General features: G+C 68.3%; 12 protein-coding genes and 1 riboswitch. Of the genes, 1 reads left to right on the top strand and 11 read right to left on the bottom strand.

The annotated features are described in order from the left end of the window. Positions 1-34: 34 nt before the first annotated feature. On the bottom strand, positions 35-2,920 hold the full coding sequence (gcvP, locus tag AQJ91_RS26800; RefSeq protein WP_067026593.1) for an aminomethyl-transferring glycine dehydrogenase: 2,886 nt from the start codon (positions 2,918-2,920) through the stop codon (positions 35-37). A gap of 176 nt (positions 2,921-3,096) precedes the next feature. Further along, positions 3,097-3,192, bottom strand: a riboswitch (glycine riboswitch). 114 nt (positions 3,193-3,306) lie between these two features. On the opposite strand from gcvP, the gene AQJ91_RS26795 reads away from it, so the two are divergent. After that, entirely contained in the window at positions 3,307-3,678 is a 372-nt protein-coding gene (locus AQJ91_RS26795; RefSeq protein WP_067026591.1) for a PRC-barrel domain-containing protein, read from the top strand. 296 nt (positions 3,679-3,974) lie between these two features. Here AQJ91_RS26795 and AQJ91_RS26790 read toward each other — a convergent pair whose 3' ends face one another. From AQJ91_RS26790 to AQJ91_RS26745, 10 genes are all read right to left on the bottom strand, one after another. After that, the gene (locus AQJ91_RS26790) at positions 3,975-5,435 is read right to left on the bottom strand and encodes a DNA polymerase IV (RefSeq protein ID WP_067026589.1); all 1,461 of its coding nucleotides are present in this window, start codon (positions 5,433-5,435) and stop codon (positions 3,975-3,977) included. Between the two features lie 58 nt (positions 5,436-5,493). Next, positions 5,494-6,138, bottom strand: coding sequence for a MerR family transcriptional regulator (locus AQJ91_RS26785; RefSeq protein WP_079085201.1), 645 nt, complete (start codon positions 6,136-6,138; stop codon positions 5,494-5,496). A gap of 209 nt (positions 6,139-6,347) precedes the next feature. Beyond that, complete coding sequence (locus AQJ91_RS26780; protein WP_067026588.1) at positions 6,348-6,821, bottom strand: bifunctional nuclease family protein; 474 nt, start codon at positions 6,819-6,821, stop codon at positions 6,348-6,350. An 85-nt stretch (positions 6,822-6,906) separates the two neighbouring features. Beyond that, positions 6,907-7,644 (bottom strand): transcriptional regulator FtsR, encoded by a 738-nt coding sequence (gene ftsR, locus AQJ91_RS26775; RefSeq protein ID WP_067026586.1) that lies wholly within the window; start codon positions 7,642-7,644, stop codon positions 6,907-6,909. Between the two features lie 43 nt (positions 7,645-7,687). Beyond that, complete coding sequence (locus AQJ91_RS50030) at positions 7,688-8,518, bottom strand: FHA domain-containing protein (protein WP_199848031.1); 831 nt, start codon at positions 8,516-8,518, stop codon at positions 7,688-7,690. Between the two features lie 190 nt (positions 8,519-8,708). Further along, positions 8,709-9,539 (bottom strand): DUF881 domain-containing protein, encoded by an 831-nt coding sequence (locus tag AQJ91_RS26765; protein ID WP_067026582.1) that lies wholly within the window; start codon positions 9,537-9,539, stop codon positions 8,709-8,711. A 5-nt stretch (positions 9,540-9,544) separates the two neighbouring features. Next, positions 9,545-9,877, bottom strand: coding sequence for a small basic family protein (locus tag AQJ91_RS26760; protein ID WP_003988855.1), 333 nt, complete (start codon positions 9,875-9,877; stop codon positions 9,545-9,547). Further along, the gene (locus AQJ91_RS26755; protein WP_107122543.1) at positions 9,874-10,779 is read right to left on the bottom strand and encodes a DUF881 domain-containing protein; all 906 of its coding nucleotides are present in this window, start codon (positions 10,777-10,779) and stop codon (positions 9,874-9,876) included. Before AQJ91_RS26755 ends, AQJ91_RS26760 begins: the two co-directional genes overlap by 4 nt. A gap of 96 nt (positions 10,780-10,875) precedes the next feature. Continuing rightward, positions 10,876-13,371, bottom strand: coding sequence for a mannose-1-phosphate guanyltransferase (locus AQJ91_RS26750; protein WP_067026578.1), 2,496 nt, complete (start codon positions 13,369-13,371; stop codon positions 10,876-10,878). A 115-nt stretch (positions 13,372-13,486) separates the two neighbouring features. Next, on the bottom strand, positions 13,487-14,095 hold the full coding sequence (locus AQJ91_RS26745) for a cardiolipin synthase ClsA (protein ID WP_067026577.1): 609 nt from the start codon (positions 14,093-14,095) through the stop codon (positions 13,487-13,489). Between the last annotated feature and the right edge of the window lie 111 nt (positions 14,096-14,206).

Below are 14,206 nucleotides of genomic sequence, written 5' to 3'. Positions count from 1 at the left end.
TGCTACTGCTACTGCTACTGCTACTGCTACTACGTCAGTCCTCGTACGCATCCAACGGCGGGCAAGAGCAGACCAGGTTCCGGTCCCCGAACGCCTGGTCGATCCGACGCACCGGCGGCCAGTACTTGTCGGCGGCCGAGACATCCCCCGGGAAGACGGCCTCGTCCCGCGTGTACGAGTGCTCCCACTCCCCACCCAGCGCACCGGCCGTGTGCGGAGCGTTCCGCAGCGGGTTGTCGTCCGCGGCCCACTCGCCCGAGCCGACCTTCTCGATCTCCCCACGAATGGCGATCATCGCCTCGCAGAACCGATCCAGCTCGGCCAGGTCCTCGGACTCGGTCGGCTCGATCATCAGCGTGCCGGCCACCGGGAACGACATCGTCGGCGCGTGGAACCCGTAGTCGATGAGCCGCTTGGCCACATCGTCGACACTCACACCGGTCGCCTTGGCCAGCGGCCGCAGGTCGATGATGCACTCGTGCGCGACCAGCCCGCCCGGCCCGGTGTAGAGCACGGGGTAGTGCGGCTCGAGCCGCTTGGCGATGTAGTTGGCGGAGAGCACGGCCACCTGCGTGGCGCGCTTGAGCCCCTCGCCGCCCATGAGCCGCACATAGGCCCACGAGATCGGCAGGATCCCCGCGGAACCCCACGGCGCGGCCGAGATCGGCCCGACACCCGTCTCAGGCCCGGCAGCCGGCTGCATCGGGTGGTTGGGCAGATACGGCGCGAGGTGCGCACGCACACCGACCGGCCCGACGCCCGGACCGCCACCGCCGTGCGGGATGCAGAAGGTCTTGTGCAGGTTCAGGTGCGAGACGTCACCGCCGAAGTGGCCCGGCTTGGCCAGCCCCACCAGGGCGTTGAGGTTGGCGCCGTCGACGTACACCTGCCCGCCAGCCTCGTGCACCTGCGCGCAGATGTCCGCGACATGCTCCTCGAACACACCGTGCGTCGACGGGTACGTGATCATCAGCACCGCCAGCTCGTCACGGTACTGCTCGATCTTCGCCCGCAGATCCTCGACGTCGATCTCACCGTCCCCGGCGGTCTTGACGACGACGACCTTCATGCCCGCCATGACGGCGCTGGCGGCGTTCGTCCCGTGCGCGGACGACGGAATCAGACACACGGTCCGCTGCTCGTCCCCGTTGGCCCGGTGATATCCGCGTACGGCGAGCAGCCCGGCGAGCTCACCCTGCGACCCGGCGTTGGGCTGCAGCGACACCTTGTCGTACCCGGTGACCTCGGCGAGACGTTCCTCCAGCTCACGAATGAGCGTCAGATAGCCCTGCGCCTGCTCGGCGGGCGCGAAGGGGTGCAGCTGCCCGAACTCGGGCCAGGTCACCGGCTCCATCTCGGTCGTCGCGTTGAGCTTCATCGTGCAGGAGCCCAGCGGGATCATGCCGCGGTCGAGCGCGTAGTCCCGGTCGGCGAGCCTGCGCAGGTAGCGCAGCATCGCGGTCTCGGAGCGGTACTGGTGGAAGACGGGGTGCGCGAGGTACTCGTCGTCGCGCAGCAGCGCCCCCGGCAGCGCCTCCCCGGTAGCGGCATCCAGCGCCTCAATGTCCCCTTCGACCCCGAACGCGCTCCACACGGCACCGACCTGAGCCCGCGCGGTGGTCTCGTCGCAGGCGACGGACACATGGTCGGCGTCCACGAGGTGCAGGTTGACCCCGTTCTGCCGCGCGGCGGCGACAACCTCGGCGGCACGACCGGAAACCCGCGCGGTCAGCGTGTCGAAGTACGACCCGTGCACGACCTCGACCCCACCGGCGGTGAGCCCCGCCGCGAGGATGGTGGCGTACCGATGGGTCCGCCGAGCGATCCCCTTCAGCCCCTCGGGCCCGTGGTACACGGCGTACATCCCGGCCATCACGGCGAGCAACACCTGCGCGGTGCAGATGTTGCTGGTCGCCTTCTCCCGCCGGATGTGCTGCTCACGCGTCTGCAGGGCGAGCCGGTACGCCCGGTTCCCGTCCGCGTCCACGGACACACCCACGAGCCGCCCGGGCAGGCTTCGCGCGAACTTCTCACGTACGGCCATGTAGCCGGCGTGCGGCCCGCCGAAGCCCATCGGCACACCGAACCGCTGCGTCGTCCCGACCGCGATGTCCGCGCCGAGCTCACCGGGCGACTTCAGCAGGGTCAGCGCGAGCAGATCGGCGGCGACGGTGACGAGGGCACCGAGCTCGTGCGCCTGCTCGATGACGGGCTTGATGTCCCGTACGACACCGGAGGCGCCCGGGTACTGGAGGAGCACGCCGTTGATCTCACGCCCGGCGACCTCGGCCGGAATACCGTCACTGAGGTCGGCGACGACGACCTCGACGCCGGTCGGCTCGGCACGCGTCTCGATCACGGCGATGGTCTGCGGCAGCACATCCGCGTCGACCAGGAAGAGCCCCTTCTTGTTCCTGCCCATACGCCGGGACAGAGCCATGGCCTCGGCCGCCGCCGTCCCCTCGTCGAGCAGCGAGGCACCCGAGGTCGGCAGCCCGGTCAGGTCGGCGACCATCGTCTGGAAGTTCAGCAGCGCCTCGAGCCGGCCCTGCGAGATCTCCGGCTGGTAGGGCGTGTAGGCCGTGTACCAGGCCGGGTTCTCCATCACATTGCGCAGGATGACGGGCGGGGTGAAGGTCCCGTAGTACCCGAGCCCGATCATGGAATCGAGGACCTGGTTCCGATCGGCCAGCGAACGCAACTCGGCGAGCACCTCGGCCTCGCTGCGCCCACCCGGCAGTTCGAGCGCATCGGCGTTCTTGATCACATCCGGCACGGCGGCGGCGGTCAGCTCGTCGAGCGAGCCGTAGCCGACCTGCGCGAGCATCTTGGCCCGCGCCTCCTGGTCGGGCCCGATGTGGCGCTGCTCGAAGGGGATTCCCTGCTCGAGCTCGGAGAGCGGAATACGATGGGCGGTCATTGCGGAGGCCTCCTGGTCTGACACGACCTTCGAGGGGCACCATGGCGCGGGTACCCGGACGGCCTCCCCCTCTGTCATGTCAACCTGAGAGCTTCACCGGGTGCCCCGAGGGCGCCCGGCTTTCACCGTCGGTGAGGGCGGGAGCCGTCGACACCCGCCCTGCTTTCCAGAGTGACCTCGTCCGTGCGGTACGTGGGCCTGAGAGATTCCGGGGAGGATTTGCTCCTTCGGCGCCTCCTATGAAGTCTGGAGGACTCTCCCGCACGGGGTCAGCAGCCGCCTGCAAGCCTATCAGCGAGGTCAACGGCCAAGCCTTCGAGTGGCCGTGGTCCCCATTGTGCTCTTTCGTAGTGCTTACGGATGAGTTGTGACCAAGTGGAGGGCCCGTGCAGACCGACATCGATCCGCGCAACCTGATCGGCCGCAAGGCCTTCGACCGCACCGGCACCAAGATCGGCACGGTCGACGAGATCTACCTCGACGACGCGACCGGCGTGCCGGAATGGGCGGCCATACGCACCGGCCTCTTCTCCCGCGACGCCTTCGTCCCCCTTGAGCCCAGCGAACTGATCGAGGGCAGCCTCCACGTCCCCTTCGACCGCACCCTGATCAAAGACGCCCCCGACTTCGGAGTAGGCCGCCACCTCTCCCCCGACCAGGAACTCCAGCTCTACCACCACTACGGCCTGGACGTGACCCCTCCGCCCCCACCCCCGGACCGAGACTTCGGCAAACTGGCAGGCACAGAAGACACCTGACCCACCACACACCCTCCCACTACCCCCTGCACACCTGCCGACCCCCTGCACCGCCGCACCCACAAGGCGCTACCGCACCACCGCACCACCGCACCACCGCACCACCGCACCACCCACAAGGCGCTACCGCGACCATCGGCCGACATGCAACCGTCCCCAGCCCAGCCACCAGGCCCCCATCCCCCACGCCGCCATCCCGCGCCCACTCGTGCCGCCCCAGCGGCACGAGTGGGCGCGGGATGGCACCCCGTAAGCGCCGGGCTGTGCACGCCACCCCCACAGTGCAACGCCGTTCACTAGCCCGACGCTGCAGGCGTCACCCCCGTACCCGCCGAAGCCGCACCACCCCCATCACTCCCACCACCTCCCCCACCGCCAGGCCTCCGCGCCACCAACGGCAACGGATCTGCCGGTTCCAAATCCACGTCGTCCGCCCGGAACGTCCGCACCCGCCCCGGCTCAGAAGAGTCAGGCGTCTCGAACCGCACCGTCACCCGCCCAAGCCCACTGCCCTGCACCCACCCGTGCCCATACTCGGCATGAGTCACGTCATGGCCCGCTGGCCACCGCCGCTCCACAGGCCCAGCCTGCTGCCGCTCCTCCGCAGCCTCTGTCCCCCCCTGCTCCACCCCCTGGTCCTCCCGCTCCCCCAGCGCCTGCCCCTGACCCTGCGCCTGCGCCTGCGCCTGCGCCTGCGCGAAGAGATCCTCCTGCGTGTAGTCGGCAAGCCCGCTGACCCCCACCCCCAGCAGCCGCACACCCCCAGTCGTATCCACCGAGTCCAACAGCCGCGCAGCCGCCTCCCGCACGACCGCCGGATCATCCGTGGGCCCGCGCAACGTCTCGGAACGGGTCAGCGTGGAGAAGTCATACCGCCGCACCTTCAACACGATGGTCCGCCCGGACAGCCCGGCCCCGCGCAGCCGCCGCACACACCGATCGGCCAGCCGCCGCACCTCCAGCCCGACCCGCACCCGGTCGTGGATGTCCACGTCGTACGTGTCCTCCACCGACACCGACTTCGTCCCCCGCTCGGCCACCACAGGCCGCTCGTCGTGCGCCAGCGCCATCGCGTACAGGGCATGCCCATGAGCCTTGCCCAGCAGCCGTACGAGCTCGTCCTCCCCTGCCTCGGCGATCTCGTCGACCGTGGTGATCCCGGCCCGCCGCAGATGGTCACCCGTCGCCGGCCCCACCCCCGGCAGGGTCCGTACCGACATCGGCCCGAGCAGCGCCCGCTCGGTCCCCGGCTCGATCAGCACCAGCCCGTCGGGCTTTGCCTGCTCGGAGGCGATCTTCGCGAGCATCTTGGAGGCGGCCAGCCCCACCGACCCCGTCAGCCCGGTGACCGCCCGTATGTCGGCACGCAGCTTCGCCCCCGCCAGCCGCGCCGACGCCTCGTCCCAGGCCGTTCCCCCGGCCTCAAGATCCACGAACGCCTCGTCCAGACTCAACGGCTCCACCAGCGGTGACAGCTCCCGCAGCAGCCCCATCACCTGATCGCTGATCGACCGGTAGAACCCGAAGCGCGGCACGAGATACGCGGCGTTCGGCGCGAGGCGCCGGGCCTGGGCCATGGGCATCGCCGAATGCACACCGAACACCCGGGCCTCGTACGACGCGGTCGCCACCACGCCCCGTGGCCCGAGCCCGCCCACGATGACGGCCTTCCCGCGCAGGCTCGGCTTGGATGCCTGCTCCGCGGAGGCGAAGAAGGCATCCATGTCGAGATGCAGGATCGTGGGCGCGTTTCTCACATCTCCGATGCTGCCCTACGCCACTGACAATGCCCCCGGTTCGGCCCGGGGGCAGGACTCACACGGCCCGATTGCGCCGTCGCGCCAGCTCGTCCGCCGGATTGTGCCCGACCAGCGTCTCGCCGGTGTCGATGCGCTCACCGTGCAGCTGCGACAGGGCGCTCTCCACGTCCCGCCACACCACGCCCACGGCGATCCCGAAGATCCCCTGACCGCCCTGGAGCAGCGCGTGGACCTCGTCCGGCGAGGTGCACTCGTATACCGTGGCGCCGTCGCTCATCAGCGTCATGCGCTCGAGATCACGGAAGCCGCGCTCGCGCAGGTGCTGCACCGCGGTGCGGATGTTCTGCAGCGACACACCGGTGTCCAGGAACCGCTTGACGATCTTCAGGACGACGACGTCCCGGAAGCTGTACAGCCGCTGTGTCCCCGACCCGTACGCGGGCCGCACGCTCGGCTCGACGAGCCCGGTACGCGCCCAGTAGTCCAGTTGCCGATAGGTGATGCCGGCGGCCGCACATGCCGTTGGGCCGCGATAGCCGATCTGCTCGGACGCCATGGACCTCGCCCCTCCGCTGCTCGGCACGGCCGCCGGTCGCTGCGGAGCGTGATCGGCCGCGCTGCCGTGAAGCGGGTACGGACCGCTCTCCCCGAGACTGCGTCCGGGGGCACCCCCAGCCGTACCGTCGCCGCTGCTTCTCACGCCGACCTCCGTCCTTGACCTGCCTTCTCGACGGTAGGCAGTCACCAGGGGTGCGTCAACGATCGCCACACTCGGCACGCCGAGTGATAATCACCCTAGGAGTGGTTTCCCGTACCCAACCGCGGGGAAAGGCTAGCCGAATGCGCTCGGAGCAATCCGCAGGACGCTCTCACTCGCCGCTGGCAATTGCCGGCTTTTGAGCCGCCGCATCACTGGTTGCTGGTGCCGAAGTCCTCGGGCGAGATCTGGTCGAGGAACTCGCGGAACTTCTCCACCTCGTCCTCCTGCTCGTCAGGAATCGCGATACCCGCGTCGTCGAGCACCCCGTCGCTGCCGTAGATCGGCGTCCCGGTGCGCAGGGCAAGCGCTATGGCATCGGACGGGCGGGCGCTCACCTCGACCCCGCTGGCGAAGACCAGCTCGGCGTAGAAGACGCCCTCACGCAGGTCCGTGATGCGCACTTCGGTGAGCTCCTGGCCGACGGCCTCCAGCACGTCCTTGAACAGGTCGTGGGTCAGCGGTCGTGCGGGGGCCATGCCCTGCTGGGCGAAGGCGATGGCCGTCGCCTCCCCGGGCCCGATCCAGATGGGGAGGTAGCGGTCGCCTCCCACTTCACGCAGGAGCACGATCGGTTGGTTGGAGGGCATCTCGACCCGGACACCTACGACATCGAGCTCGTTCACACAGCAACCCTAGGCCGTGCCCGGGACGTTTGGGTAGTCGGGCAGGGAACGGGCACCCGCTTCGGACTGTACGGTCGGGCCCTGCTCAGGGCAGCCGCACGCCGAGCGCGGTCTGCACGAGCGCGGCGTGCAGCTTCACCGTGAGCCCCGCCAGTTCCTTCGTCCGGGCCTCCGCGTGCGCCCTGGTCTGCGGGTTGCGGTGCCTCTTCAGCGGGGCCACCACCTGGTCCACGAGACCCGCCTCGCGGTCGGCAGCGGCCTTCATCACCCGCAGGTGCCGCGGTTCGATCCCGAACCGCCCCAGTTCGGCGACGAGCGAGGCGACCGTGGCCGCCTCCGCGTCGTACGCCCCGTCCGGCAGCGGGGTGACCAGGCCGTACGACTCCCACTCGTCGAGCTCCTGCTCACCGATCCCGGCGGCGGCAAGCAGCTCGGCCCGCCCGATCCGGGCGGCTGTGGGCCCGTCCAGGGGCTCCAGCACGGGCTCACCGTCGCGCTGGCGGCCCACGGTCGGAAGTGGTGTGGCCTCACCGCGCTCCATGGCGTCCAGGTGCTCCCGGATCACCTTGAGCGGCAGATAGTGGTCCCGCTGCATCCGCAGTACGTGGCCGAGCCGCTCGACGTCGCCTGCGCTGAACTTGCGATACCCCGAGGGGGTCCGCTGCGGCTCGATGAGCCCTTCGGACTCCAGGAAGCGGATCTTGGAGATGGTCACTTCGGGGAACTCGTCGCGCAGCACGTTCAACACCGTGCCGATGCTCATCAGCCCACTGTCCGCGGCGGCGATACCGTGCCCGGCACCGCCGCTCGGTGTCTTCAGCATGGACCTTCCCTGGGGGTCCCCCCGGACGGAGTCCGGGGGAGGGTCAGTAGCCCCGCTGGCTCGCGTGGAAGACCAGCCGGTACTTGCCGATCTGCACCTCGTCACCGTTCGACAGAGCGACCTGGTCGATCCGCTCGCGGTTGACATAGGTGCCGTTCAGACTGCCGACGTCGGCCACCGTGAACGAGCCGTCCGCACCGCGGCGGAACTCCACGTGCCGACGCGAGACCGTCACGTCGTCCAGGAAGATGTCGCTCTGCGGGTGCCGCCCGGCCGTGGTCAGGTCGCTGTCCAGCAGGAAACGGCTGCCCGAGTTCGGCCCACGGCGCACCACCAGCAGCGCGGATCCGAGCGGCAGCGCGTCCACGGCGGCCTGCGCCTCGGGAGAGAGCGCAGGCATCTGCGTCTGGCCGGTGACCTCGGAGTCGTAGGCCTCGAGGCCGGAGATGGAGATCGTGGACGTGGTCTCGGACGGACGCTCGGCCGCAGCTCCGGCGCGCAGCGGCGCGCCGCAGTTGGAGCAGAAGCGGCTGTTCTCCGCGTTGCGGTTACCGCACCTCGTACATACCAGGGCCGACATGGACGGATCCTCCTGCCGCGGCTGCCCCGCCGGAGCATTGGACGCGTACGGGCCGGAGGAAAACTCTCCACCCGTACTTGAGGTTGACGGTTGCCCGAAACCTATGCCTCCGGACTGGGCAGGGTCAACAGACGGCGCGCCCTGACCTCCGGAAATGTCGCCGCCCGGGCCAGCCACCTGGTCCCGGAACAGCGGGCGCTGGCCCTCTGCGTCAGGCTGTGCACGATGGCGAGCGGTCGCGTTGTCGCTACCCTCTCGCGCACTCTTGCCGAACAACTTCGCAAACAACTTCACGGGCGATTCCCCTTGACCGAAACAGACCCGCCCGTGGGGCAGGACGAACCCTGACTGACCAGACCGGCCGACCCGGACATCCTCACAACGTCCGTATCCACCAGACAGTTTCCACCACGCACCACCCGTTCGGTGCGCCGACCCCCCGCAACCTCATGCCCTCGCCGGACGTCCCCCATGCACCCCCGGGTCACTGGGAGGACGACCGAGCGTAGTCAGGCCGCTTCGCCGCTCGCAAGGCGTCCACGACGATCTTGTCCGACCGCTCGACGGTCACGGTGGCCTGCTCCTTCTCAAGAGTCTGCACCACGCCTCCGGGGATGTTGAGGGCCGGTTCGAGGTCCTGCGGCTTGCCGATGACCTTGAAACGATAGGGCGCGTTGATCTTGTTCCCATCGACGCTCACGCGGTTGCCGGAATCCGAAAGAAAGGTGCCGGCGACGACGCGTACGCCGTTCACCTGGATCGCCTCCGCGCCGGCCGCGCGCAGCTCCTGGATCGCGTCGAGCAGCATGTCCGCCTCGACCGTCCCCTTCGTGTCGTCGATGGTCATCGTGATGCCGGGTCCCTGCGCGGCCACGGTGCCCGCCAGAATGCCGAGCTGCCTCTCCTTCTCGACCGTCTGTCTGCGGGCCTCCTCGGCCTGGTTCGAGCTGTTCTCCAGCTCGTCGCGCTGTTTCTCGAGACCCTGCTTCTCGTCCTCAAGACGCTGAGTACGGTCATCCAGTTCATCGAGAATGCGAACGAGATCTTCCTGGCGTGCGCCACGCAGGGCACTGTCGCTGTCGCTGTTCGACGCCACCTGGACGGCCAGGCCGAAACCGAGGCCGAACAGCAGCAGAGCCACGATGAGTTGGGCCCGGGTGACGTGCGGCGGCCACAGGCCCTTCACCAGCCGCTGGCGTCCGGTGAGCTTGGGCAGCGCCTCGGGGGTGTCCGTGGCCTGCGCCTGGCCCGCGGGCAGCTCCGCGGGCAGCTCCCTGCGCAGCCGGTTCTCGGGCCTCTCGTCCTGGGTGCTCATCGGCCTCACGCCCGGAACACGTGCCGGCGGATCGCCGCGGCGTTGGAGAAGATGCGGATACCGAGGACCACGACGACACCGGTGGACAGCTGGGCGCCCACGCCCAGCTTGTCGCCCAGGAACACGATCAGCGCGGCCACGACCACGTTGGACAGGAACGACACCACGAAGACCTTGTCGTCGAAGATGCCGTCGAGCATGGCCCGCAGACCGCCGAAGACGGCGTCGAGAGCCGCCACGACGGCGATCGGCAGATAAGGCTCGACGACAGCCGGAACCTCAGGCCGGACCAACAGGCCGGCCACGACTCCGACGACGAGGCCCAGTACGGCGATCACGATGTGCCCTTCTCAGTTTTCGGCTGTGCTGTACGTACGATCACACTCGGTGCGGCGGGCAGCCGGAGGTCGTCCTCCGCGGAGATGGCGGTCCGGATGCCGTAGTTCTCCTGCAGGGCATGCAGATACAGCCCGTCGGCGCTGTTCTGGAACCTGGTGCTCAGCCGCCGCCCGTCCCCCACCGCGAGCACCGTGTACGGCGGTACCAGCGGCTTGTTGTCGACCAGTATCGCGTCACCCGCGGCCCTGATCGCCGACAGCGCCGTCAGCCGCTGTCCGTTGATGGAGACGGCCTCGGCGCCCGATTCCCACAGGCCGTTGACCACGCGCTGCATGTCCCGGTCGCGCACCCGTCCGGTGTCGGAGAACCCGGAAGTCTCGCGCGGGTCGCCGCCGCCCCCCGAGGAGGCGTCCTTGGCATCGTTCACGACAAGCTTCACGCCAGGGCCGTGCACCTCGACGGCGCCCGACAGAATGCCCACGAGCTCCGTCTGGTCACCGCCGCCGCTCGCTCTGAGCGCCTCGCGCTGCATGGCACTCACATCGCCGCGCAGCTCGTCGACCGTGTCCTCCAGCTTGTCTGCCGCCTCGGTCTCCTGGTCGATGCGGTCGATCAGTTCTTCCCGCTCCTTGGCCACGACGGGTGCCGCGATCCGCGCCTGCGCCGCACCGACCGTCACGACCAGGGCGGCCAGCACCAGGCCGGCGGCGAGACCGAGCTTCGCTCGGAGGGTCCTGGGCAGACCCCCCTCGCCTGCGGCCTGCCTGCGGGCGGCGGCCTCGGCGTATCCGTCGTCGAGGCTGTGGTCCATGACGTTGGTGAGCAGCGACATGGATGCGTCCGGGCGCGAAGGGCGCGTGGGGGTGCTCCGAACGGGGGGCTGCTGCGGCATGCCGCACATCGTCGCACGTTGCGACCAGTACCTCCGAATGGCCCCACCGGCGTGCCGGGCAGGCCCCCTGAGAACACCTGCCCGACACGCACACGTGCCGCGTTCTCAGCGACCGGCGCTGTCCACGACCGCCGACCACTCGTCGAGCAGAGCCTGCGCGGACGCGTCGTCCGGCCCCTCCGCCCACAGGTGGGTGACCGCCTCGGCAGGGTCGGGCAGCACCATCACCCAGCGCCCGTCGGTCTCCACGACCCGTACACCGTCGGTCGTGTCCACAAAGCGGTCTCCGGCCGCTTCCACGACCCGCCGCATCACAAGACCCTTGACGGCCCAGGGGGTCGCCAGATCCCTCTTGAGGACGTGTGCCCGCGGTATCCGCGCGTCGATCTGGCTGAGGGTGAGCTGCGTCCGCGCCACCAGCCCGATCAACCGCACGAAGGCCGCCGTACCGTCGAAGACACTGCTGAACTCCGGGACGATGAAACCGCCCTTGCCGTCCCCGCCGAAGATCGTGGTGTCCTCACGGCCGACCCGGGTCAGATCGTCGGGCGAGGTGGTCGTCCAATCCACCTGCGTCCCGTGGTACGCCGCCACCTGCTCGGCGATCCTCGTGGTGGTCACCGGCAGCGCCACCCGCCCACTGCGCCGCTCCGCGGCCACCAGGTCGAGCATCACGAGCAGCGCACGGTCGTCCTCGACGATCCGCCCCTTCTCGTCGACCAGCGACAGCCGCTCGCCGACGGGGTCGAACCGCACCCCGAACGCGGCCCGTGCGGACGCCACGATCTCTCCCAGCCGCACCAGCCCTGACCGCCGCACGTCCGCCGTCTCCGTGGGCCTCGACTCGTCCAGACCCGGATTGATGGTCAGCGAATCCACCCCGAGCTTGCCGAGCAGACTCGGCAGCACCAGCCCGGCGCTTCCGTTCGACGCGTCAACTACGACCTTGAGCCCGGACTCGGTGATCCCGGTCGTATCGACATTCCGCAACAGCGACCCGGTGTACGAGTCGAAGACGCTGGCCGGGAAATACAGATCCCCGATCTCCCCCGGGAACGCACGCCGGTACTCCTGTCGCGCGAACACCCTGTCCAGCTTCCGCTGGCCGCCCTGCGACAGGTCGGCCCCCTGCCCGTCGAAGAACATGATGTCCACGGAATCCGGCACCCCGGGCGTGGTCCGGATCATGATCCCGCCGGCACTACCACGCGCGGTCTGCTGCCGCGCCACGGGCAGCGGTACGTTCTCCAGATCGCGTACGTCGATGGCGCTGGTCTGCAGCGCCGAGATCACCGCCCGCTTCAGCGCACGGGCACCACGGGAGTGGTCACGGGCCGTGGTGACGGTGGAGCCCTTCTTGAGGGTTGTCGCATACGCGCCGGCGAGCCGGACGGCCAGTTCGGGCGTGATCTCCACGTTCAGGATTCCGGACACCCCACGGGCACCGAAGAGATGCGCCTGGCCCCGGGACTCCCAGATCACCGAGGTGTTGACGAAGGCGCCGGCCTCGATGGTTTTGAACGGATAGACCCGCACATTGCCCTGAACGATCGATTCTTCACCGATCAGGCACTCGTCACCGATGACAGCGCCGTCCTCGATCCGGGCAGCGCGCATGATGTCGGTGTTCTTTCCGACGACACAGCCACGCAGATTGCTGTGCTGCCCGACATAGACGTTGTCGTGCACGACTGCCTTGTGAAGAAAGGCCCCGCTCTTGACGACAACGTTCGAGCCGACGACGGTATGCTCCCGGATCTCGGCACCAGCCTCGACCTTGGCGTAGTCCCCGATGTAGAGAGGACCACGCAGAACTGCATCGGGGTGCACCTCCGCGCCCTCCGCTACCCACACGCCCGGGGAGATCTCGAAACCGTCGATATCGACGTCGACCTTGCCTTCAAGGACGTCGGCCTGCGCCTTCACATAGCTCTCGTGCGTGCCGACGTCCTCCCAGTACCCCTCTGCGACAAACCCGTAGACCGGCTTGCCCTCCTTCATCAACTGCGGGAAGACGTCGCCGGACCAGTCGACGGGCACATCGGGCTCGACATAGTCGAAGACCTCGGGCTCCATGACGTAGATGCCGGTGTTCACCGTGTCCGAGAACACCTGCCCCCAGGTCGGCTTCTCGAGGAAACGCTCGACCTTACCCTCTTCATCGACGATGGTGATGCCGAATTCCAGCGGATTGGGCACACGCGTCAGGCAGACGGTGACCAGTGCGCCTTTTTCCTTGTGGAAATTGATCAGCTCAGTGAGGTCGAAGTCGGTCAGGGCATCACCGGAGATGACGAGGAAAGCATCATCCTTCAACGCCTCTTCGGCGTTCTTGACGCTTCCGGCAGTACCGAGTGGCTTCTCCTCGTTGGCATAACTGAGCTCCATTCCGAGCTCTTCACCGTCACCGAAGTAGTTCTTGACCAGCGAGGCCAAGAACTGGACAGTTACGACGGTCTCGTTGAGCCCATGCCTTTTGAGCAGCCGCAGAACGTGCTCCATGATCGGCCGGTTGGCGACCGGCAGGAGCGGCTTGGGCATGCTTGAGGTCATGGGGCGAAGGCGCGTGCCTTCGCCTCCGGCCATCACGACGGCCTTCATGTCGGAAGCGTCCTCCTCGAAGAGACGACGGTCTAGCCGACTTCACCCGTCCAGATTGTCCCGCACTTCTCGGCCGCGGGCCATCGAGCCGCTGGGCAAGCATCAATCCGCGGGTTCAATCGGCCATGGCGTCCGCACGGACCAGACGGCGGACTTGTACCACGTAGAGGACTCCTGCCCACCAGTAGAGCGTTGTACCCCATCCAGCGAACGCCCATCCGAAAATAGCAGCAAGTGACGGGATCCATCCAGTTCCGTCACTGAGCAGGAGCAACGGGAAAGCATACATCAGGTTGAACGTGGCGGCCTTCCCAAGGAAGTTCACCTGCGGCGGCGGATAGCCATGCCGCCTGAGGATACCCACCATCACCAGCAGAACCAGTTCTCGCGCCAGAAGTGCAGCGGTCAACCAGATTGGCAGAATCTCGCGCCAGGTGAGACCGACCAAAGTCGAGAGAATGTAGAGCCGGTCCGCTGCGGGGTCGAGGAGCCGGCCGAGGGTGCTGATCTGGTTCCAACGCCGCGCGAGCTTGCCGTCCAGGTAGTCGCTGACGCCGCTCAGAGCCAGCACCAGGAGTGCCCAGCCGTCACTCTTCGGCCCACCGAACTCAGGCCGGAGAATCAGCCACAGGAAGAGCGGCACACCGACGAGCCGCGCCATGCTGAGGATGTTGGGGATGGTGAGGACCCGGTCTGTCTGGACGCGGGTCTCCTGGACCTCCACCCGGGGGCCTCCTGTGGGGAAAACGTACCAACGATGCGCTCTGACCCTACCTCAACGCAAAAAAGCTCTGGCTCTTGGGCTGCGTGCCCAAGAGCCAGAGCTCTAAAAGGA

Origin of the sequence: Streptomyces dysideae, assembly GCF_001514305.1 — a bacterium.
GTDB lineage: Bacteria > Actinomycetota > Actinomycetes > Streptomycetales > Streptomycetaceae > Streptomyces > Streptomyces dysideae.
The sequence above is the reverse complement of the archived record's forward strand: the minus strand, read 5'-3'. Positions and strand labels throughout refer to the sequence as shown.

Bases quoted from the DNA above. Each gene is read 5' to 3' on its own strand.
- gcvP (WP_067026593.1), bottom strand. From the start codon at position 2,920: ATGACCGCCCATCGTATTCCGCTCTCCGAGCTCGAGCAGGGAATCCCC.
- AQJ91_RS26750 (WP_067026578.1), bottom strand. From the start codon at position 13,371: ATGAAGGCCGTCGTGATGGCCGGAGGCGAAGGCACGCGCCTTCGCCCC.
- ftsR (WP_067026586.1), bottom strand. From the start codon at position 7,644: ATGCTGAAGACACCGAGCGGCGGTGCCGGGCACGGTATCGCCGCCGCG.
- AQJ91_RS26755 (WP_107122543.1), bottom strand. From the start codon at position 10,779: ATGTGCGGCATGCCGCAGCAGCCCCCCGTTCGGAGCACCCCCACGCGC.
- AQJ91_RS26765 (WP_067026582.1), bottom strand. From the start codon at position 9,539: ATGAGCACCCAGGACGAGAGGCCCGAGAACCGGCTGCGCAGGGAGCTG.